Origin of the sequence: Sinorhizobium sp. KGO-5, from assembly GCF_036245905.1 — a bacterium.
Taxonomy (GTDB): domain Bacteria; phylum Pseudomonadota; class Alphaproteobacteria; order Rhizobiales; family Rhizobiaceae; genus Sinorhizobium; species Sinorhizobium meliloti_A.
Genome location: NZ_BDIZ01000003.1, coordinates 253,077 through 273,068 on the forward strand (window position 1 = coordinate 253,077; position 19,992 = coordinate 273,068).

A 19,992-nucleotide genomic window follows, 5' to 3' on the forward strand; every position below is an offset into this window, starting at 1 on the left:
GAGCTTATCGAAGGTTCTGGGGCTGCAGGGCTTCGTCACCACCGGCGCCAGGGATAGCGACTGCCGCCCCGGCACCCCCGTCGGAACGAATATAGGGAAAGTGGCGCTTCAGCCCGTTGAGCGGCTTTTCGAAGAACAGCCAGGAAACCGAGGCGAGTATCAGGGTCAGCGAGCCCGCAACGACGAACCGCCCTGCCCCCTGATCCGAAACATTGACCGGGATGAAAGGCTGCGCTTGAACGACCAGGGCCAGCACGACCGCGTGGAAAAGATAGACGCCATAGCTGATCCGGCCGAGCGCCGCCAAAGGCGAAAGCGCGACGAGCCGACCGGCAAGCCCGCCGATTCCCTTCGAACAGCCGCCGACCAGCATGGCGAGCGGCAGGAGCGGGAGGACCTCCAGGCCAATCCAGGCGAACCACGCGACGACCGGTGACATGGCGACGGGCTTCGACCACACGAGGACGAGCGAAGCGAGCGAAAGCGGCATCCAGCTCAGTTTTGCCCATGCCGGCCAACCGACTCGCCAGGATGGGCGGGCGGCGAGCAGCGCGCCCACGGCCAGCGCATCCATCGACGCCGGCGGCAAAAGGTCCCGCGCGAGTGATGGAGTACCGGTGAGCGGCCAGTAAAAGCGGTAGGCGAGCGAGCAAACGATAACGCCGATGCAAACCCCGGCAACCGACCGGCGCGGCACGAGCAGCACGATCAATGGCCATACGAGGTAGAACTGCTCCTCGATGCTCAGACTCCACGTATGACAGAGAACCCACGGCGTCCATTCGTTCTGCAGCGCGTACCAGAAATTGGACAGATAGAGGGCGTGCCACGCCATGACCTCCTTCGATCGTTCCAGATCAAGGAAAAAGACGGCGGCGAGGACGGCGAAGTAAGGGGGGAAGATGCGAAGTGCGCGGCGCGCGTAGAAGGATTTGAGTGCCGTCGCCGGCTCGAAACGGGCAGTGTCGCGCGCATCGAGCAGCAGCCGCGTTATCAGGAAGCCGCTCAATACGAAAAACAGCCGAACGCCGAGATGGCCCCAATGGGATCCATCGGCTGCGAAGAAATGCGCATAGAGCACCATTGTGACAGCTACGGCTCTCAGGCCGTCCAGCTGCTGGTCGCGCACCATCTGCATCAACACTCCCTCTCCGTTCGAGCTTTCTTCCGTCGATTCGCGAACAGGTGCATCGTCTGCAATCAGGTTCGTTGAGCGCTTGGCGATGGAAGCAAGCAGTCGGGCAGGCTAAAGAACTGTTCGAGGCTGAACGGGGGAATCGGGCCAAACTTTGTTCCGCCCTTCATCAACATAGCCGGCCGATTCCCAAGACGCCGGGAGTGTGTCTTGGGCGCAATATTCAGCGTCGGCACGATCGAGTAGGCGTTGGTTGGCAGCGGCCCGACTCATTACGTCGGAATACATCTGTCAGCACATAAACATCTGAATTATTTTCACGCTGTAAGTGCCGATGTTTTCAAAACGTCGGCGGCGTGTTGATCCACAACAACACGGTTTCGCCGTCGTGCCTGTTCGACCAGGCATGGCGGCGGCGGCTCTCGAAATAAAGGGAGTCGCCCGGGTGGAGATCGTAGAACTGATCCGAATCCAGCACGAACTCCACGCGTCCGGAAAGGACGTAGACGAATTCCTCCCCCTCATGCCGGTAGGCGCCCTCGCTCGAGGCGCCTGGCGCCAGAACGAAGCGATGGCAATCCATCTGGTTCTTGCCTTCGGCCAGCAACTGCACCGTCACCCCCGGTGTCGTGCGCGGCCAGTTGCGCCATTCGCCGGCCCGCACGAGCGCGCGCGCTCTTGTCTCACCTTCGCCGGAGAGGCTCGATACGGTGGTTCCGAAATATTCGGCAAGGTTGTGCAGAACGGCGACGGAGACGCCCTGCGACGTCCGCTCCAGGGTCGAGAGCACGGATGCGGCGATGCCGATGTCGCCGGCCACCTGCTCCAGTGTCTTGCCTGCGGCATGTCTCAGACTGCGCAGCTTCCGCCCGACCTGCAGGTCGCCATTGTCGTCGGTCGGCGTGGCGGAGCCATTTTCGTCTTCGGTAAAGGCGCTTTCAGCCTCCAGAGCCTCCCTGATCGCTGCGGGGTTGAGGCCGCGTTCGGAGCGGAACCAGGAAATGCGCTTCAGCCGGGCGAGATCGGCATCGGTATATTGTCTATGCCCCGTCACCGAACGCTCCGGCACGACGAGACCTTGCGTTTCCCAAAGCCTGAGCGTCGAGGCGGACACGCCCGCTAGCCTTGCCGCCTCGGCAACCTTGTAGCGAATGGTGCCAATACCGCCCATCAATTCATATCCTCATCACCGTGCCGGATCCGTGCCGCCGATCGCTGGCGGCTATCTAGCCGCGAGCGCGGCGGCTGCACAAGAAGCGCCCATCAATCCGGGTGTTGTCTCGATCAGCAAATTTGATTTGCAATCCATCCTGAAAAATGTACCTCTTCCTGAGAAAAGTTGCAGAAAAAATGCAATATATTCCCTCTCGACCAGGACGACAACGATGACGAGCCTCACAGATCGCAAGAATGCAGCCATCTCCCGCGGTGTCGGAATGACCACGCAGGTCTATGCCGAGCGCGCGGAAAACGCGGAGATCTTCGACAAGGAAGGCAACCGCTACATCGACTTTGCCGCCGGCATCGCCGTGGTCAATACCGGCCACCGCCACCCGAAGGTGATCGCTGCCGTCAAGGCGCAGCTCGATCGCTTCACCCACACCTGCCACCAGGTGGTGCCCTATGAAAACTACGTGCATCTGGCGGAGCGCCTGAACGCGATCGTGCCGGGCGAGTTCGCGAAGAAGACCATCTTCGTCACGACCGGCGCGGAAGCCGTCGAGAACGCCGTCAAGATCGCGCGCGCCGCGACGGGCCGCCAGGCGGTTGTCGCCTTCGGGGGCGGTTTCCACGGCCGCACCTTCATGGGCATGGCGCTGACGGGCAAGGTCGTCCCGTACAAGGTCGGTTTCGGCGCGATGCCGGCAGACGTCTTCCACGCCCCCTTCCCGATCGAGCTTCATGGCGTGACTGTCGAGCAGTCGCTTTCGGCGCTGAAGAAGCTCTTCGCGGCCGATGTCGATCCGGCCCGTGTCGCGGCGATCATCATCGAGCCGGTTCAGGGAGAAGGCGGCTTCTATCCGGTCCCGACCGCCTTCATGAAGGCCCTTCGCGAGATCTGCGACCAGCACGGCATCCTGCTGATCGCCGACGAGGTGCAGACCGGCTTTGCCCGCACCGGCAAGCTCTTCGCCATGGAACATCACGGTGTCGCGCCGGATCTGACGACGATGGCGAAGAGCCTCGCCGGCGGCTTCCCGCTTGCGGCCGTCACCGGCCGTGCCGAGATCATGGACGCGCCCGGGCCGGGCGGCCTCGGCGGGACCTATGGCGGCAATCCGCTCGGCATCGCCGCCGCGCATGCGGTCCTCGACGTGATTGCCGAGGAGAATCTCTGCGAGCGGGCGAACCAGCTCGGCAACCGGCTGAAGCAGCGCCTTGCGGCCATCCGCGAGAAAGCACCGGAAATCGTCGACATCCGCGGACCCGGCTTCATGAACGCCGTCGAATTCAACGACGTGAGGACGAACCTGCCGAGCGCCGAATTCGCAAACAAGGTCCGCCTCCTTGCCCTCGAAAAGGGGCTGATCCTGCTGACCTGCGGCGTCCATGGCAATGTCATCCGCTTCCTGGCGCCGATAACGATCCAGGACGAGGTCTTCGCAGAAGCCCTCGACATTATCGAGGCATCGATCCTCGAAGCACGCGGTTGACGGCTGCCGGACCGGCCGCTATCGCGGTCGCCCATGCCGGGGCGCACGATCCGCGCCCTCACAAGGAATAGAAGCGAAGCCTGCGGTCGCCGCAGGCATCGCGGGAGGACGCCCCATGGCCCTGACGCCCGCACTCACCAGACACATCCGTCGACCGAAGGTCTTAGCCTCCCTCGGCGAAGTCACGCCGTCTTCCGGACAGCCGGCCGGTCCCACCTTCGATGTTTCCAACCCATCGACCGGCGAACTGCTCGCGACGCTTCCGGACATGGGAATCGATGACGCACGCGCGGCTATCGACGCGGCCGCCCTCGCCCAGCCTCTGTGGGCCGGCAAGCCGGCCAAGGATCGCAGCATCATCCTGCGCCGCTGGCACGACCTGCTCGTCGAGCATGCCGACGACCTCGCCTCTATCCTGACTGCCGAAATGGGCAAGCCCGTCGGCGAGGCGAAGGGCGAAGTCCTGCACGCCGCATCCTATGTCGAATGGTACGCGGAGGAAGCCAAGCGCGTCTACGGCGAAACCTTCCCGGCACCCGCCAACGATCGGCGCATGCTCGTGATCAAGCAGCCGGTCGGCGTGGTCGGCACGATCACGCCCTGGAATTTCCCGGCTTCGATGGTCGCGCGCAAGATTTCCCCGGCGCTTGCCGCCGGCTGCACGATCGTCCTGAAGCCCGCCGAACAGACGCCGCTGGTAGCCGGCGCGATGTTCGCGCTTGCCGAGAAGGCGGGCTTTCCCGAAGGCGTGCTCAATCTTCTTTACGCCTCCGAAGGCGCCCCGATCGGGCGCGAGCTCTGCAGCAATCCCAAGGTTCGCAAGATCAGCTTCACCGGATCGACGGAGGTCGGAAGGCTCCTGATGCGGCAATGCTCCGACCAGATCAAGAAGGTAAGCCTCGAGCTCGGCGGCAACGCCCCGTTCATCGTCTTCGACGACGCCGATATCGACGAGGCGGTGGACGGCGCGCTCCAGGCGAAATTCCGCAATGCCGGCCAGACCTGCGTTTCGGCGAACCGCATCTATGTGCAATCCGCGGTGCATGACGCGTTTGCCGACAAGTTCGTCGCCCGCGTGCGCGAACTCACGGTCGGTGACGGTTTTGCTCCCGACGTCGCCATCGGTCCGATGATCGACGCCCACGCGATCGACAAGATCGAAGCGCATGTGGCCGACGCGGTAGCCAAGGGAGCGCAAGTGCGCTCGGGCGGCAGCCGGATCGGAACGACCGGCACCTTCTTCGAACCGACGGTGCTTACCGGCATCTCGCACGACATGCGCATCGCGCAGGAAGAGACATTCGGGCCGATCGCCCCGATCATCCGCTTCGAGACTGCCGAGCAGGTGGTGGCCGAGGCGAACGATACGATCTACGGTCTCGCGGCCTATTTCTACGCCGAGAACCTCAAGCGGGTCTGGCATGTCGCCGAGGCTCTGGAATACGGCATGGTCGGCATCAATACGGGCCGCATGTCTTCTGAGGCCGCTCCCTTCGGCGGCATCAAGCAATCCGGCATCGGCCGGGAAGGCTCCCGCCACGGCCTCGAGGACTATCTCGAGATGAAATATCTCTGCATGGGCAACATCTGACCGGGCGCCTGCCGACCGCCGGGACGCCCCCCGAGACGCCCCTCTGGCCTGCCGGCCATCTCCCCCACAAGGGGGGAGACGATTTGCGGCACGGTTCACGCTTCAGCCGAAGCATGCCACATGTAGAGGCGTTCCGTATTGGGAGGGGAACTGTCGGAACGACAAGATTTCGGGCCGGCTCTTCAAGGAGCACGGATGATCGCAAGCGTATGGCGGGCGATCATCAGTTCCTCGTCGGTGGGCATGACGTGGAGCGCGACGCGGCTTCCTGCCTTCGAGATGACCGAGGCATCTGCATCGTTTGCGGCCGGATCGAGCCGCGCGCCGAGCCAGGCCAGGCCTTCGGAAATACGGGCCCGGATCGGCGCGGCGTTTTCGCCGATGCCGCCCGTAAAGACAAAAGCATTGAGGCCCCCCAAGGCTGCGGCCAGCATGCCGGCGTTGAGCGCGCAGCGGTGCACGAAATGGTCTATCGCGAAGGAAGCACGCGGGTCCTCGCTCTCCAGAAGCTCGCGCATGTCGTTCGATATGCCGGAGAGACCTTTCAGGCCGGACTGGTGGTAGAGGAGGTCCGACACAGCTTGTGCACTCATGTCCCGGAGCAGGTGGAGAACGACGCCGGGATCCAATTGGCCCGGCCGCGTGCCCATCGGCAGCCCGTCAAGTGCGGTAAAGCCCATCGTCGTTTCGACGCTGCGTCCGTCGTTCAGCGCGCACATCGACGCGCCGCTGCCGAGATGGGCGACGATCACCCGGCCGCGGGCGACCTCGGGCGCCACCTCGCGCAGTCGGCCGGCGATATATTCATAGGAAATTCCGTGAAAGCCATAGCGCCGCACACCCTGCTCATAGAAGGCGCGCGGCAGGGCGTAGCAATCGGTATGCTCGGCGCGCCCTCGATGGAAGGCCGTGTCGAAACAGGCGACCTGCGGCACATCGGGTTTGATTTCCATAGCGAGCCGGATCGGCGCGAGATTGTTGGGCTGGTGCAGCGGTGCGAGGTCCTGATAGCTTGACAGACGGTCGAGCACCGTCGTGTCGATCAGCACCGGCCGGACGTAATCCGGACCGCCATGCACCACCCTATGGCCGATCGCCCGGAGGTCGAAACCGCGAAGCGTCGCCAGCCAGTCGCGTGCGACCGACAGGGCCGCGGGAAGGTCGCGAACATCGGTCCTGTCCAAGCTCCGATCGATGAGCTCGGTGCCGTCGGCTGCCGTCGCCTTCAGGCGCGGCCGGGTTCCGATGCCGTCCAGTTTCGCACGAACCTGCCGCTCGAGCCCCGCCGTGGCGATCCCGAATATCTGGAACTTCAGGCTGGACGAGCCGGCATTGATGACGAGCAGCGCTTCCATCTGACAGGAGCTTCGCACCGAAGCGGGGCTGCCGCAAGACGACCCTTGAAATTCAGGCCGCGGCTTGCCAATTGGGAGCAAACGTCAACGAGGTCCGAAAACGCAATGAGTGAAGTCGAAACGTCCGTAGAGAAACATGTCTTCGAAGCCGACGTGGCGAAGCTGCTGCACCTGATGGTGCACTCCGTCTATTCCGATAAGAACGTCTTTCTCCGCGAGCTGATTTCGAATGCGGCCGACGCCTGCGAAAAGCTGCGCTACGAAGCGATCGTCGCCCCCGAGCTCCTCGGCAGCGATCCCGCCTCGCGCATCACTCTGACGCTCGACGAGGAGAATGCCCGCCTGGTCATCGAGGACAACGGCATCGGCATGGGCCGCGACGAGCTTGTCGAATCGCTGGGCACGATTGCACGCTCCGGCACGCGTGCCTTCATGGAGCGGGTTGAAGCAGCGCAGAACAAGGACGGCGCCCAGCTCATCGGCCAGTTCGGTGTCGGCTTCTATTCGGCCTTCATGGTCGCCGACAACGTCGATGTCGTTTCCCGCCGCGCCGGCACCGACAAGGCCTGGCACTGGGCATCCGACGGCAAGGGCAGCTACACGGTTTCGGCGGTCAATCTCGCGGACGCGCCGTCGCGCGGTACGCGCATCACGCTGCATCTAATGGACGACGCCAAGACCTACACCTCGCGCTGGACGGTCGAGCGCATCATCAAGGAACAGTCCGGTCACGTGCCGGTTCCGATCTCGATCGTCGAGAAGCCCGGTGCAGAACCGGCACAGGTAGCAGACGGCACGGCGCTCTGGACGAAGCAGAAAAGCGAGATCAGCAAGGACGATTATACCGATTTCTACCGCGGCGTTGCCGGGCAGTACGACGATCCCGCGCTGACGGTTCATTTCCGCGCCGAGGGGCGCCACGAATATACCGCGCTTGCCTTCGTGCCCGGCTCGAAGCCGTTCGATCTTTTCGACCCCGATCGCAAGGGCCGGATGAAGCTCTACGTCAAGCGCGTCTTCATCACCGACGAGGCGGAACTGCTGCCGCGATACCTGCGCTTCGTGCGCGGCCTCGTCGACACGGCGGACCTGCCGCTCAACGTCTCGCGGGAAATGATTCAGGAAAGTCCTCTTCTCACAAATATCCGCAAGGGGCTGACGAACCGCGTCCTGACCGGCATCGAAAAGCTTGCGGAAAGCGATCCCGAGGCTTTCGCCAAGATCTGGGAAAACTTCGGGAGCGTGATCAAGGAGGGCATTTACGAGGATTTCGAGCGGCGGGGCCAGCTCCTGGCGCTGTCGCGCTTCCGCACGACCGCGGATGACGACAAGCCGCGCGGTTTGAGCGATTACGTCAAGGAGATGAAGGACGGCCAGTCGGCCATCTACTACCTTACCGGCGACAACCTCGCCCAGCTGAAGGCGTCGCCCCAGCTCGAAGGTTTTCGCGCCCGCGGCATCGAGGTGCTGCTCCTGACGTGCCCGGTCGACAGCTTCTGGGTGACGACCGCTCCCGATTTCGAAGGAAAGCCGTTCAAGTCGATCACCCAGGGTGCGGCCGATCTCGCCGCCATCGCCAAAAAGGACGATGCGGCCGCCGCTTCGACGGAAGCGGGCGCCGCCGTCACCGACTTCGTGGCTTTCGCGAGGGAGACGCTCGGCGACGTGGTTTCGGACGTCCGCACCTCCGACCGCCTCACGGAAAGCGCCGTCTGCCTTGTCGCGCCCGAACAGGGGCCTGACCTTCAGCTCCAGAAAATGCTCCAAGGCGCCGGACGCATGGAGGGCGCTCCCAAGCCAGTCCTCGAGATCAATCCCGGCCATAACCTGATCGCCGCGCTTGCCGCCTGCTCCGCGGAGGACAAGGGCTTCCGCGAGGACGCGGTCAGACTTCTCCTCGACCAGGCCCGCGTCCTCGACGGCGACAAGCCCGAAAACCCCCGCGCCTTTGCAGAGCGGCTTTCCCGCGTGTTCGATCGGGCCTTGAAGGTTTAGGCTCAAAAGAAAGGCTCCTTCGTCCCGCGGGCGGGGCGAAGGAGATTGATGCCGGCCTGACTTACCGGTCTTTCGGCAAGACCATTCCGATCTCCGCCAGCACCTCATCCGTATGTTCCCCGAGCCGGGGCACGCCGCGCTCGAGCGAAAGCGTTGCACCGGAGAAGCGGATCGGCGTGCGGACGCCCGGCGACGTTCCTGCCGTCGCGCCGGTATGGGGTGTCTCCACCCGCATCTGCCGGTGGACGACCTGCGGATCGGCGAAAACGTCGGCGACCGAGTTGATCGGGCCACCGGGGACGCCTGCGGCTTCGAGCCGGGCGAGCAATGTATCCCGCTCGAACTTCGCTGTTTCCGCCGCGAGCTCCGGTGTCAGGCTCTCGCGGTGCTGCACGCGGTCTGCATTCGTATGGTAGCGGGCATCCGAGGCGAGATCCGGCCGGCCGAGGAGTTCGCAGAATTTCACGAATTGGCGGTCGTTGCCGACTGCGACGATCAGATGCCCGTCGGCGGTCGGAAACACCTGATAGGGTGCGATATTCGGATGGGCATTGCCGAGCCGCCGCGGTGCCTTGCCGGAAACGAGAAAGTTCAGCGCCTGATTGGCGAGCACGCCCGTCATGCAGTCGAGCAACGCCATGTCGATCTGCTGGCCCTCGCCCGTGCGTTCCCGCTGTGCCAGGGCCGCCTGCACCGCGATAACACCATAGAGCCCGGTGAAAATATCTGCGAAGGCAACGCCGATCTTTTGCGGTTCACGATCCGGCTCGCCCGTCAGGTCCATGATGCCGCTCATGCCCTGGACGATGTAGTCGTAGCCGGCGCGGTGAGCATAGGGCCCGTCCTGCCCGAAGCCGGTGACCGAGCAATAGATGAGCCGCGGATTGACTTTCCTCAGGCTTTCATACTCGAGACCATATTTGGCGAGGCCGCCGACCTTGAAGTTCTCGAGCAAGACGTCGGATTGCGCGGCAAGCCGGCGCACCGCCTCCTGCCCCTCTGCGGTCGTAAAGTCGAGAACGACAGACCTCTTGCCGCGGTTGCACGCGTGAAAATAGGCGGCATCCAGCCTTTCGTCGTCTTCGCCTTTCACGAAGGGAGGTCCCCAGGTCCGGGTGTCGTCTCCGGCCGGGCTCTCGACCTTGACGACGTCGGCGCCGAGATCGGCAAGGGTCTGCCCGATCCAGGGGCCCGCCAGTATGCGGGCAAGTTCGAGCACCCGGATGCCCTTGAGCGGCGCTTCCATGGCGGCGCTCAGAAGAAGGCCTGCAGCCCGGTCTGGGCGCGGCCGAGGATCAGCGCATGCACGTCGTGCGTGCCCTCATAGGTGTTGACAGTCTCGAGGTTCATCATGTGGCGCATGACCTGATATTCCTCGGAAATGCCGTTGCCGCCATGCATGTCACGGGCCATGCGCGCAATATCGAGTGCCTTGCCGCAATTGTTGCGCTTGACGATCGAGATCATCTCCGGGGCCATGCGGCCCTCGTCCATCAGCCGTCCGACCCTGAGCGAGCCCTGCAGCCCGAGCGCGATCTCGGTCTGCATGTCGGCGAGCTTCTTCTGGAAAAGCTGGGTCTGGGCGAGCGGTCGGTTGAACTGCTTGCGGTCGAGACCGTACTGACGGGCCGCATGCCAGCAGAATTCGGCCGCGCCGAGCGCGCCCCAGGAAATTCCGTAGCGAGCACGGTTGAGGCAGCCGAATGGTCCCTTCAGCCCCTCGACATTCGGCAGCAGCGCGTCGTCTGCGACCTCGACATTGTCGAGGACGATTTCGCCGGTGATCGAGGCGCGCAGCGAGAGCTTGCCTGCGATCTTCGGTGCGGAAAGGCCTTTCGCGCCTTTTTCCAGCACGAAGCCCCGGATGGCATTGTCATGCGCTTCCGACTTCGCCCAGACGACGAAGACATCGGCGAGCGGCGCATTGGAGATCCACATCTTGGAGCCGACGAGACGGTAGCCGCCTTCGGTCTTGATCGCCCGGGTCTTCATGCCCGCCGGATCGGAACCTGCGTCCGGCTCGGTCAGCCCGAAGCAGCCGATCCACTCGCCGCTGATAAGCTTCGGAAGGAACTTCCGCTTCTGCTCTTCCGAGCCGTAGGCGAAAATCGGATAGATGACGAGCGACGATTGCACGCTCATCATCGAGCGATAGCCGGAATCGACGCGCTCCACCTCGCGTGCGACGAGCCCGTAAGCGACGTAGGACGCGCCGACACCGCCATAGGTGTCGGGAACGGTCACGCCGAGCAGGCCGAGGTCGCCCATCTCGCGGAAGATCGCCGGGTCCGTCGTCTCCTCGCGGTAAGCTTCGATCACGCGCGGCTGCAGCTTTTCCTGGGCATAGGCGCGCGCCGTATCGCGGATCATCCGCTCGTCTTCGCTCAGTTGATCTTCGAGGAGGAACGGATCGTCCCACTGGAATTGGCTTTTGCCGGCCATCTCTATCTCCCGTCGCATTGTCGCGCCTGTGTTATGACAAGCCGGGTCAAGGCTTTCAAACGAAATTGAGACACTGGCTCATGCGCCTGCTGCATGATTCATTTGATCGGCCCCGTGGCGATTGGCCTTGTGCAAGCGACCATTCTTCTGAATATGCATAAAGTACATCATCGCTCCGCCGGCCACCATGACCAACAACCGCCTTGAACGTTTCGCCCACAATCTCGATTGGAACCTGTTGCGCACCTTCGTCGTGGTCGTCGAGGAAGGCAGCATCACGGCGGCCGCAAACCGGCTGCTCCTGCAGCAGCCCGCCGTCAGCATGGCCCTCAAACGGCTCGAGCAGACCATCGGGCAGAAACTGATCGACCGCCGCCCGGGGCGTTTCGATCTGACGGAAGCAGGTGAGAAACTGCACCTCCAGTGCCGCGATATCTTCGCGGCCGTCATTCGCCTGCCCCATGTTCTGGAATCGGCGGGCGAGGAGATCACCGGTCATCTCAACATCCATGCGGTGAGCCACGCCCACAATCCCGCCTGGGACCGGAAACTCGGCAGCTTCTTTCGCATGCATCCGAAGGTGACGATATCGATGACCGTGGCAACGACAGTCGACGTGTTGAGCGCCGTCGAGCGCAACATTGCGACGATGGGCCTCTGCGACGGCATCATACCGGAGGGCTTGAACAAGAGCTTCCACATACGCGAGCGCTACGCGCTCTACTGCGGCCGCGGCCACCGGCTTTTCGGCGTTGAGGGCGTTGATTTCCACGATCTGCGCGGCGATCCTTACATCGCCTTCATAGCCGATGTACTCGGCGGTCAGCACATGAATTCCGTGACCGCAGTCCGCGCCGTAGGCTCCTTCGGCCAGCAGGTTCGGGGCGTCTCCTGCAATGTCGAGGAGGTCATGCGGCTGATCGCCGCCGATGTCGGCATCGGCATGCTGCCCGATCATATCGCCCGCGAGGCCGTCGCGGCGGGAGATTTGTGGCAGTTGCCCCCCTATCGCGACCTGCCGACGACCGACGTCTTCCGCATTTCCAATCCGAATTCCATCCTCAATCCGGCCGAAGCCGCCTTCCTCGCCCACGTCGCCGACACCGAAGCGCTGGATCATTGCGACCATCAGCAGGATTGATAACGACATTTACCACTATAAATTTGAGCGGCACCCGCACCGTCCCTATTCTCCGCCGTCAAGTTGCGGGAGCGGTACATGCCAGACTACGACGTCGTGATTATCGGGGGCGGGATCGCCGGCTTGTCGCTCGCCTATTTCCTGAGCCCGCATCGTTCGGTCGCCGTCCTGGAACGGGAGGAGGCGCTCGGCTATCACAGCACCGGCCGCTCGGCCGCCGAGTTCGTGCTCAGATACAACGCGCCGGAAATCTGCAAACTTGCGACGATATCGAAGGCCTTTTTCGATCGGCCGCCGGAAGGCTTCAGCGACGTGCCGCTGTTAAGGCAACGCGGCGGCGTGATGATCGCGGGTGCCGGGAAACTCGATCGGTTTGAAAAGCTGCTCGCCGAAGAACGCGAATTCACGCCTGAAATCGAACGGCTCACGAAAGACGAGGCGCTTGCCCGCGTTCCGATCCTCAAGCCCGACTATGTCGCAGCCGCCTTCCACGACCCGAATTTCTGGGACATCGAGGTCGAGAACCTGCTCCAGGGCTACGTCAAGGGCGCCCGCCGCAACGGCTGCGACATCCTCGAGCGCCATGAAATCCTCACCGCTCGGCATCATGGATCGGGCTGGCTGCTGGGCACGGCGGCCGGTGAGATCGGAGCCAGGATCGTCGTCAACGCGGCCGGTGCCTGGGCGGACCCGGTTGCCGCGGTCTTCGGCGTAAGGCCGAGCGGCATCGTCCCGCATCGGCGCACCGCCATCACCGTTGACCTTCCGGCAGGCATCGATGCAGCAAAGCTTCCTGAAATCAACGAGATAGATGAAGATTTTTACATGAAGCCCGAGGGAGGGAGGCTGCTCGCCTCGCCCGCCGACGCGACGCCGTGCGAAGCATCGGACGTTCAGCCGGAGGAGATCGACGTCGCCTGGGCCGCACACTACGTCGAAGAGGCGACGACGGTCCCGGTAAGAAGAATCGTCAAGAGCTGGGCGGGTCTGCGCAGCTTTTCCCCTGACCGGCTGCCGGTCATCGGTTTTGCGCCAGGCTGCCCGGATTTCTTCTGGCTGGCCGGCCAGGGAGGCTATGGGATTCTCACCTCGCCTGCGCTGGGCGCTCTGGCGGCTGCCGTTCTGAGCGACACCGCACCGCCCGCAGCCTTCCGCGCCGAAGAGCTCGATCCCCGACAGTTCGACCCGCGTCGCCTGCCGAGCTGAAGCAATTTTGCGAGCCTGGCCGCAATCGCGACAAATTCCAAAACCACAGGCCACAACTCCGTCTATCGTTGTCGAGCAGCCGTCACGCGACTGAGGAGCCGCTCCTGACATCGATCAGGCTGCCCACGTTCGCATCGTTTGCGAAGTGCCGATCCTTTCGGTGTTCAAGCTCTCAACGAAATCACCCCGGAAAGGCGCGCAGCGAGGAAGGTTCGCCGCGCCTACTGTGCAACGGCCACAAAAGATCTGCGTCTGCGCGCACCATGTTGAACTCCGTTAAATCCGAGCTCTTAGGCGGCGCCATGGACGAAGCCCCGGGGGCGATCAGCCGCTGATCGGACAACGGAAACGTGTGGCAGTTCAATTTTCGATTGACAGCCACCGCTTATCCAATATTCTTTTATAAGAACACATATAACATAATAGTGGAACAAGGGGAACTTCAACGTGAAAATGGTGACTGCACTTCTGCTGGGAACTGCACTGACAGTCCTTCCTTCCGGCCTTTTCGCTCAAGAAAAGGGCGGCATCGTCGATGTCGCCACGATCGGTGAGCCGCCGACGCTTGATCCGATGTCATCGACGGCCGATCTCGTCGGTATCGTCACGCAGCATATTTTCGAAACCCTCTACACATTCGACAAGAACTGGAACGTCACGCCGCTTCTGGCCGATAGCCTGCCGGACATCAGCGCCGACGGTAAAACCTACACAATCAAGCTGCGTACCGGCATCAAATTCCACGATGATACAGACATGACATCCGAGGATGTTGTCGCCTCTCTTGCCCGCTGGGAAAAGATTGCCTCGCGCGGCAAGCAGGCAGCAGGCTTCATTGCTTCCATCGAAGCTGCCGATCCGGCAACGGTGAAGATCACCCTGACGCAGCCCTACGCGCCGCTGGCGTCCCTGCTCGCCTTCAACAATTCGGCAGCCATCATCATCCCGTCGGAAAAGCAGGATGACGTGATGAAGGACTTCATCGGTACAGGTCCCTACATGCTCAAGGAGCGCAAGGCCGACCAATATATCCAGCTGACCCGTTTCGAGGGCTACAAGTCCCGGGCCGGCGAGAGCGATGGCTACGGCGGCGCTCGACACCAGTATCTCGACGAAATCCGCTTTGTCCCCGTTCCTGATCCCAACACGCGCGTCGAAGCGGCAGTATCCGGCCAGTATGACTATGTGGATTCCATCCCGGTCGAATCTTTCGACAAGGTCAAGGCTTCGGCCTCGACGCAGCCGATTATGCTCAAGCCGTTCGGCTATCCGGTCTTTGTCTTCAATACGGCCGAGGGGCTGAACAAGGACGTCGCCGTGCGCAAGGCCATCCGCCAGGCGCTCAGCATGGAAGACATGATGGCTGCGGCCTTCGGCAGCCCGGACTTCTTTTCCCTCGACGGCGCGATCTACCCGGAGGCCTATTCCTGGCATACCGAAGCGGGCACTGACGGAGCCTACAATGTGGCGGACCCGGAAGGCGCGGCGGCAGCGCTGAAGTCCGCCGGTTACAATGGCGAGCCACTGCGGATTCTCACCAGCCGCCAATATGAATTTCATTACAAGATGGCCCAGGTCGCGGCGGAATATCTCAAGCTTGCCGGCTTTACCGTCGATATGCAGGTGGTCGACTGGGCAACGCTGACGCAGCGCCGGGCCGATCCCAAGCTTTGGGACGTCTATATCACCCACAGCCCGTTCCTGCCGGAGCCGGCTCTGATCGGCTCGCTTTCGACCAGTTCGCCGGGCTGGTGGAACACCCCTGCCCGCAAGGCAGCCGTGGATGCATTCACTTCCGAGGTCGATCCAAACAGGCGTGTCGCGCTCTTCGCCGATGTCCAAAAAGCGATCTATGACGACGCGGCCTTCATGAAGATCGGTAATTTCAACGCGGTGGCTGCCAAGTCGACAAAACTGGAAGGCGTCGATCCGGCCCCTTGGCCATTTTTCTGGAACGCGTCGATTACGAAATGATCATTCCTCAGTCGGAGACATCGGCTCGCTCGAGCCGGTGTCCTTTGCAGACCTGCGCGCTCTCCGGAGCATGAGGATCAGGCTTTCATGATACGGTATATTCTCCAGCGCCTTTTCGGCATGATCGTCGTGATGTTCCTTGTCGTCACGATCGTCTTCGTGATCGTACGGGTGACGCCCGGCGATCCGGCAGCGGTCATGCTCGGGCCGGACGCCAGCGCCCAGGATATTGCGGAGCTGCGCATACGGCTGGGCCTCGACCGTTCGCTGGGCGTTCAATACATCTATTATATGGGGCAGCTGCTGAAGGGCGATCTCGGCCAATCGATCTTCCTCAACATGCCGGTCGCATCGGCCCTGCTCGAGCGGGCCGAACCGACCTTTTTCCTTACGGTGTTCTCGCTGCTCATCGCAAGCGCCATCGCCTTGCCGATCGGGATCTATGCGGCCTATCGGCGTGGTTCGCTCTTCGACCAGGCAGCAACAGCGCTGGCGATGCTGGCTGCCAGCATTCCGAGCTTCTGGCTTGGCCTGATCATGATGCAGGTCTTTGCCGTCCGTCTCGATCTGTTCCCCGTGTCGGGCTACGGCGGACCGGGATCGACGTTTGCTGAGCGGATGCATCATCTGACGCTGCCGGCGTTTGCGCTTGGCATCGTCTCCTCGGCGCTGGTGCTGCGCTTCACCCGCGCCTCGATGCTCGATGTGCTCGGAGATGACTATATCCGGACTGCCCGCGCCAAGGGTCTGATCGAGCGGCGTGTCATCCTCAAGCATGCGTTGAAGAATGCGCTGGTTCCGATCCTCACGGTGATCGGCCTGACTGCGGCGGTTCTCGTCTCAGGCGCCGTCGTCACCGAGACCGTGTTCGGCCTGCCCGGCGTCGGCAACCTGGTGGTATCCGCCGTGCTCAGGCGCGATTACCCGGTCATCCAGGGGGCGTTGCTGGTCATTGCCGCACTCTATGTCCTGATCAATTTTGCCATCGACATGCTCTACCTGCTGGTCGATCCGAGGGTGCGTTACTGATGACAGCAATCGTCTCGAAACCGGCGCTCAGCGAGCGCAACAAATTCATTCGGCGCCTGCTGAAGCGCAAGACCGTGGCCTTCGGACTGATCGTTCTGACGATCTTCGTGCTGCTTGCCATCTTTGCCCCGCTGATCGCGCCTTATGCGCCGTCAAAACTGTCCATCGTCAACCGGTTGAAACCGCCGGGCGGCACGTTCATCTTCGGTACCGACGAGTTCGGCCGCGACGTGTTTTCGCGGACCATCTATTCGGCGCGGCTGTCATTGCTGGTCGGTGCCGCCGTCGTGACATTGTCCGCGATCATCGGTGTGACGCTCGGGCTGATCGCCGGATTCTTCAAGCAATTCGATGCGCCGATCGCCCGTCTGATCGACGCGATGATGGCCTTTCCGGACATTCTTCTCGCCATCGCGCTTGTGGCCGCACTGGGGCCATCGCTGACCACCGTCATCATCGCGCTCAGCATCGTCTACGCGCCGCGCCTGGCGCGTATCGTCCGTGCGTCGACCCTGGTGATCCGCGAGCTCCCCTATATCGAGGCCGCCCGGGCGCTTGGCATTTCGACGCGCCACATCATGACGCGGCATGTGCTGCGCAACCTGCTGTCGCCGATCCTCGTGCAGGCGACATTTCTCTTTGCGAGCGCCATGCTGGCCGAAGCGGGACTTTCGTTTCTCGGGCTTGGCGTCAGCCCGGAAATCCCGACCTGGGGCACGATGATCTCCGCCGGCCGGCAATATATCGGCCAAGCCGACTGGATGACGCTGTTTCCTGGCTTCGCCATCATTCTCTCCGTGCTGTCGCTGCAGATGGTTGGCGACGGATTGCGCGATCTTCTCGATCCAAGGCTTCGAAAGGACTTATGAAACATGTCTTATCGATATGAGGCGAAGGGGCCTGTGCTCCTCGCCAATGTCAAACCCATTGCCTTCGGCGCCAGCACACCAAACGGCCCGATCGATATCCTGATCAATGCTGACGGCCGCATCGCCGAAGTCGGCCCCTCGCTTGCCGTATCCACTGAGGTGCAGCGCATCGATGGCAACGGCGCGTGGATCTCGCCCGGCTGGATCGATCTGCACGTGCACATCTGGCACGGCGGCACGGATATTTCCCTGCGCCCGTCCGAATGCGGCGCGGAGCGTGGCGTCACGACCCTGGTGGATGCCGGCTCTGCCGGCGAAGCCAATTTCCATGGTTTTCGCGAGTATATCATCGAGCCGTCGCGCGAGTGTATCAAGGCATTCATCAATCTCGGCTCCATCGGTCTTGTCGCCTGCAACCGCGTGCCGGAACTCAGAAGCATTCAGGACATCAATCTCGACCGCATTCTTGAGGTCTACGCCGAAAACAGCGAGCATATTGTCGGCATCAAGGTCCGAGCGAGCCACGTCATCACCGGATCCTGGGGCGTGACGCCGGTCAAGCTCGGAAAGAAAATCGCCAAGATCCTCAAGGTACCGATGATGGTACATGTCGGTGAGCCTCCGGCGCTTTATGACGAAGTGCTGGAAATCCTCGGCCCAGGCGACATCGTCACCCATTGTTTCAACGGCAAGGCTGGCTCGAGCATCATGGAAGACGAGGATCTGTTCGATCTCGCCGAGCGATGTGCCGGCGACGGTATCCGGCTGGATATCGGCCATGGCGGGGCGTCCTTCTCGTTCAAGGTTGCCGAGGCGGCAATCAAGCGGGGTCTTCTGCCATTCTCTATCTCGACCGATCTGCACGACCACTCGATGAACTTCCCGGTCTGGGATCTGGCGACGACCATGTCAAAACTGCTGGTGGTCGGCATGCCGTTCGACAAGGTGGTGGAGGCAGTTACTCAGGCGCCGGCGTCCGTTATCAAGCTGCCGATGGAAAACCGCCTCACCGTTGGCGAGCGGGCCGATTTCACCGTTTTCGATCTGGTCGATGCCGATATCGAGGCGACCGATTCGAATGGTGACGTCTCGGTGCTCACCCGCATTTTCGAACCGCGCTATGCCATCATCGGCGCGGAAGCGGTGTCAGCCAGCCGCTATATCCCGCGCGCACGAAAACTCGTGCGTCACAGCCACGGCTATTCATACCGTTAAGCCGGGGCCACTCTCATTTTTACAGGACACAGGAGTTCGCGTGAACAGTTCCACGGCAACCGCCGCCGACAGGACGGGTTCGCCTGCCGAGCGGCTGACGTCGCTCGGCATCGTGTTGCCGCCCCCCCCGCCGCCGATAGCCAATTTCGTGACGCATGTGCGCGAAGGCAATCTGATCTATCTTTCCGGCCAGGGCCCGCGTGAGGCCGATGGCTTCATGCATACCGGCAAGGTGGGATCGGGCGGCGTCGATGTCGCCGATGCCTATAGCCACGCGCGACTGACAGGCATCAACCTGCTGGCCGTCCTGCAGGAGGCACTGGGAGACCTTTCCCGGGTACGGCGCGTCGTCAAGCTGCTCGGCATGGTCAATGCGACACCAGACTTCGAGGATCATCCCGGCGTCATCAATGGGTGCTCGGATCTTTTCGTCGAGGTCTTCGGCGATGCCGGGCAGCATGCCCGGTCCGCCGTCGGCTTCGGGTCGTTGCCCGGCAATATCACAGTCGAGATCGAAGCGATCGTCGCCCTGCACGGTTAAGAAAAAGCATGTCAGTGACCGCGCCAGCCCATCAGTTTTTCGATCCTGTCCGCGGAAGCGCGCGCATGCGAAGTGTAATGCGTTTCGTCGGAAAAGGCCTTCTGCTCCGGCAGAACGATCGAGATGGTCGCGACGCACCGGCCATCGCGATCGCAGATCGGCGATGCGATGCAGGCAACGGCATAGTCGGATTCGCCCGCCTGAATGGAAAGTCGCGCCTTCATCGCATCCACGGCCGCGGCAGACAGCTTGGCGGGATCGACATCGGCGCGTCCGGTCGGCGAGGAACGGGCGCATCGCCTGAAGAGCTCGAGCCGCTCATCGTCGGGCAGATGACCCACCAGAAGCCGGCCGGACGCGGTCCAGTTCAGCGGCACACGGGTTCCAACGCGCGAGGCGACCTGGAAATGGCTTGGACCTTCCGCCATCGCAAGCACCAGCATATGGTCGCCGTCACGGCCACAAAGCTGGACGGTTTCACCGACCTGGCGACAGAGATCGTGCATTTCATGGGTGGCGACACTCATGAAATCCAGCGAGCGGGCATAGGCAAGACCGAAGTGGTAAAGCCGCGCTCCAAGCCAGATCAAGCCATCGGCACCGCGCGTCAAAAGGTTCTTTTCCACCAGATCATCGACGATCACGTAGACCGTGGAAAGCGGCGCGCCAATTGCCTTGGCAATAGCATAGGCACTACAGGGCGCGCCGGTCTCGTAGAGGTGATCAAGAACCTGCAGGGCCCGGTCTATGCCGCTGACCCGAGAGCGTTTTCCGCTTTTCACGCTGTTCTCATCGATCACGGAAATGGGGTGGATTTTGGCGTTCAAGACACGAACTCACATGAT

The 19,992-nt window shown here is 62.4% G+C and carries 16 protein-coding genes; 10 read left to right on the forward strand and 6 right to left on the reverse strand.

Going from position 1 to position 19,992, the window contains the following annotated elements:
* Positions 1-4: 4 nt before the first annotated feature.
* On the reverse strand, positions 5-1,138 hold the full coding sequence (locus BHD07_RS15220) for an acyltransferase family protein (protein WP_338281337.1): 1,134 nt from the start codon (positions 1,136-1,138) through the stop codon (positions 5-7).
* Positions 1,139-1,475: 337 nt separating this feature from the next.
* Entirely contained in the window at positions 1,476-2,306 is an 831-nt protein-coding gene (locus BHD07_RS15225; protein WP_324763635.1) for a MerR family transcriptional regulator, read from the reverse strand.
* A 214-nt stretch (positions 2,307-2,520) separates the two neighbouring features.
* On the opposite strand from BHD07_RS15225, the gene BHD07_RS15230 reads away from it, so the two are divergent.
* Complete coding sequence (locus BHD07_RS15230; RefSeq protein WP_324763634.1) at positions 2,521-3,789, forward strand: 4-aminobutyrate--2-oxoglutarate transaminase; 1,269 nt, start codon at positions 2,521-2,523, stop codon at positions 3,787-3,789.
* Between the two features lie 115 nt (positions 3,790-3,904).
* Complete coding sequence (locus tag BHD07_RS15235) at positions 3,905-5,380, forward strand: NAD-dependent succinate-semialdehyde dehydrogenase (RefSeq protein WP_338281340.1); 1,476 nt, start codon at positions 3,905-3,907, stop codon at positions 5,378-5,380.
* A 182-nt stretch (positions 5,381-5,562) separates the two neighbouring features.
* On the opposite strand, the gene BHD07_RS15240 is transcribed toward BHD07_RS15235, so the two are convergent.
* Positions 5,563-6,735 carry an acetate/propionate family kinase gene (locus BHD07_RS15240; RefSeq protein WP_338281342.1) on the reverse strand — a complete coding sequence of 391 codons (1,173 nt, stop codon included), beginning with the start codon at positions 6,733-6,735 and terminating at the stop codon, positions 5,563-5,565.
* A 105-nt stretch (positions 6,736-6,840) separates the two neighbouring features.
* On the opposite strand from BHD07_RS15240, the gene htpG reads away from it, so the two are divergent.
* Positions 6,841-8,730 (forward strand): molecular chaperone HtpG, encoded by a 1,890-nt coding sequence (gene htpG, locus BHD07_RS15245; protein WP_338281344.1) that lies wholly within the window; start codon positions 6,841-6,843, stop codon positions 8,728-8,730.
* A gap of 61 nt (positions 8,731-8,791) precedes the next feature.
* On the opposite strand, the gene BHD07_RS15250 is transcribed toward htpG, so the two are convergent.
* Both BHD07_RS15250 and BHD07_RS15255 read right to left on the reverse strand, forming a co-directional pair.
* Positions 8,792-9,976 (reverse strand): CaiB/BaiF CoA transferase family protein, encoded by a 1,185-nt coding sequence (locus BHD07_RS15250; RefSeq protein WP_338281346.1) that lies wholly within the window; start codon positions 9,974-9,976, stop codon positions 8,792-8,794.
* A gap of 8 nt (positions 9,977-9,984) precedes the next feature.
* A complete protein-coding gene (locus BHD07_RS15255) occupies positions 9,985-11,172 on the reverse strand; it encodes an acyl-CoA dehydrogenase (RefSeq protein WP_018098414.1) in 1,188 nt (395 codons plus the stop codon).
* A gap of 187 nt (positions 11,173-11,359) precedes the next feature.
* On the opposite strand from BHD07_RS15255, the gene BHD07_RS15260 reads away from it, so the two are divergent.
* From BHD07_RS15260 to BHD07_RS15290, 7 genes are all read left to right on the forward strand, one after another.
* Positions 11,360-12,313: a LysR family transcriptional regulator gene (locus BHD07_RS15260; protein ID WP_338281348.1), complete on the forward strand. Its 954-nt coding sequence runs from the start codon at positions 11,360-11,362 to the stop codon at positions 12,311-12,313.
* 78 nt (positions 12,314-12,391) lie between these two features.
* Complete coding sequence (locus BHD07_RS15265; RefSeq protein ID WP_338281349.1) at positions 12,392-13,519, forward strand: NAD(P)/FAD-dependent oxidoreductase; 1,128 nt, start codon at positions 12,392-12,394, stop codon at positions 13,517-13,519.
* A 453-nt stretch (positions 13,520-13,972) separates the two neighbouring features.
* Entirely contained in the window at positions 13,973-15,493 is a 1,521-nt protein-coding gene (locus tag BHD07_RS15270; RefSeq protein ID WP_445190493.1) for an ABC transporter substrate-binding protein, read from the forward strand.
* Positions 15,494-15,580: 87 nt separating this feature from the next.
* Positions 15,581-16,522, forward strand: a complete 942-nt coding sequence (locus BHD07_RS15275) for an ABC transporter permease (RefSeq protein WP_198516622.1) — start codon at positions 15,581-15,583, stop codon at positions 16,520-16,522.
* Positions 16,522-17,391 (forward strand): ABC transporter permease, encoded by an 870-nt coding sequence (locus tag BHD07_RS15280; protein WP_338281353.1) that lies wholly within the window; start codon positions 16,522-16,524, stop codon positions 17,389-17,391. Before BHD07_RS15275 ends, BHD07_RS15280 begins: the two co-directional genes overlap by 1 nt.
* Before the next feature lie 3 nt (positions 17,392-17,394).
* Positions 17,395-18,606 carry an amidohydrolase/deacetylase family metallohydrolase gene (locus BHD07_RS15285; protein WP_338281355.1) on the forward strand — a complete coding sequence of 404 codons (1,212 nt, stop codon included), beginning with the start codon at positions 17,395-17,397 and terminating at the stop codon, positions 18,604-18,606.
* Positions 18,607-18,646: 40 nt separating this feature from the next.
* Entirely contained in the window at positions 18,647-19,147 is a 501-nt protein-coding gene (locus tag BHD07_RS15290; protein WP_018098406.1) for a RidA family protein, read from the forward strand.
* Between the two features lie 11 nt (positions 19,148-19,158).
* Here the strand turns inward: BHD07_RS15290 and BHD07_RS15295 are convergent, their stop codons facing one another.
* Entirely contained in the window at positions 19,159-19,974 is an 816-nt protein-coding gene (locus BHD07_RS15295; protein WP_338281358.1) for an IclR family transcriptional regulator, read from the reverse strand.
* Between the last annotated feature and the right edge of the window lie 18 nt (positions 19,975-19,992).

Excerpts from the sequence above, each read along its gene's own strand:
- BHD07_RS15220 (WP_338281337.1), bottom strand. The coding sequence starts at position 1,138 with ATGCAGATGGTGCGCGACCAGCAGCTGGACGGCCTGAGAGCCGTAGCT.
- BHD07_RS15230 (WP_324763634.1), top strand. The coding sequence starts at position 2,521 with ATGACGAGCCTCACAGATCGCAAGAATGCAGCCATCTCCCGCGGTGTC.
- BHD07_RS15225 (WP_324763635.1), bottom strand. The coding sequence starts at position 2,306 with ATGGGCGGTATTGGCACCATTCGCTACAAGGTTGCCGAGGCGGCAAGG.
- htpG (WP_338281344.1), top strand. The coding sequence starts at position 6,841 with ATGAGTGAAGTCGAAACGTCCGTAGAGAAACATGTCTTCGAAGCCGAC.
- BHD07_RS15255 (WP_018098414.1), bottom strand. The coding sequence starts at position 11,172 with ATGGCCGGCAAAAGCCAATTCCAGTGGGACGATCCGTTCCTCCTCGAA.
- BHD07_RS15235 (WP_338281340.1), top strand. The coding sequence starts at position 3,905 with ATGGCCCTGACGCCCGCACTCACCAGACACATCCGTCGACCGAAGGTC.
- BHD07_RS15265 (WP_338281349.1), top strand. The coding sequence starts at position 12,392 with ATGCCAGACTACGACGTCGTGATTATCGGGGGCGGGATCGCCGGCTTG.
- BHD07_RS15285 (WP_338281355.1), top strand. The coding sequence starts at position 17,395 with ATGTCTTATCGATATGAGGCGAAGGGGCCTGTGCTCCTCGCCAATGTC.
- BHD07_RS15270 (WP_445190493.1), top strand. The coding sequence starts at position 13,973 with ATGGTGACTGCACTTCTGCTGGGAACTGCACTGACAGTCCTTCCTTCC.
- BHD07_RS15275 (WP_198516622.1), top strand. The coding sequence starts at position 15,581 with ATGATACGGTATATTCTCCAGCGCCTTTTCGGCATGATCGTCGTGATG.
- BHD07_RS15250 (WP_338281346.1), bottom strand. The coding sequence starts at position 9,976 with ATGGAAGCGCCGCTCAAGGGCATCCGGGTGCTCGAACTTGCCCGCATA.
- BHD07_RS15260 (WP_338281348.1), top strand. The coding sequence starts at position 11,360 with ATGACCAACAACCGCCTTGAACGTTTCGCCCACAATCTCGATTGGAAC.
- BHD07_RS15280 (WP_338281353.1), top strand. The coding sequence starts at position 16,522 with ATGACAGCAATCGTCTCGAAACCGGCGCTCAGCGAGCGCAACAAATTC.
- BHD07_RS15240 (WP_338281342.1), bottom strand. The coding sequence starts at position 6,735 with ATGGAAGCGCTGCTCGTCATCAATGCCGGCTCGTCCAGCCTGAAGTTC.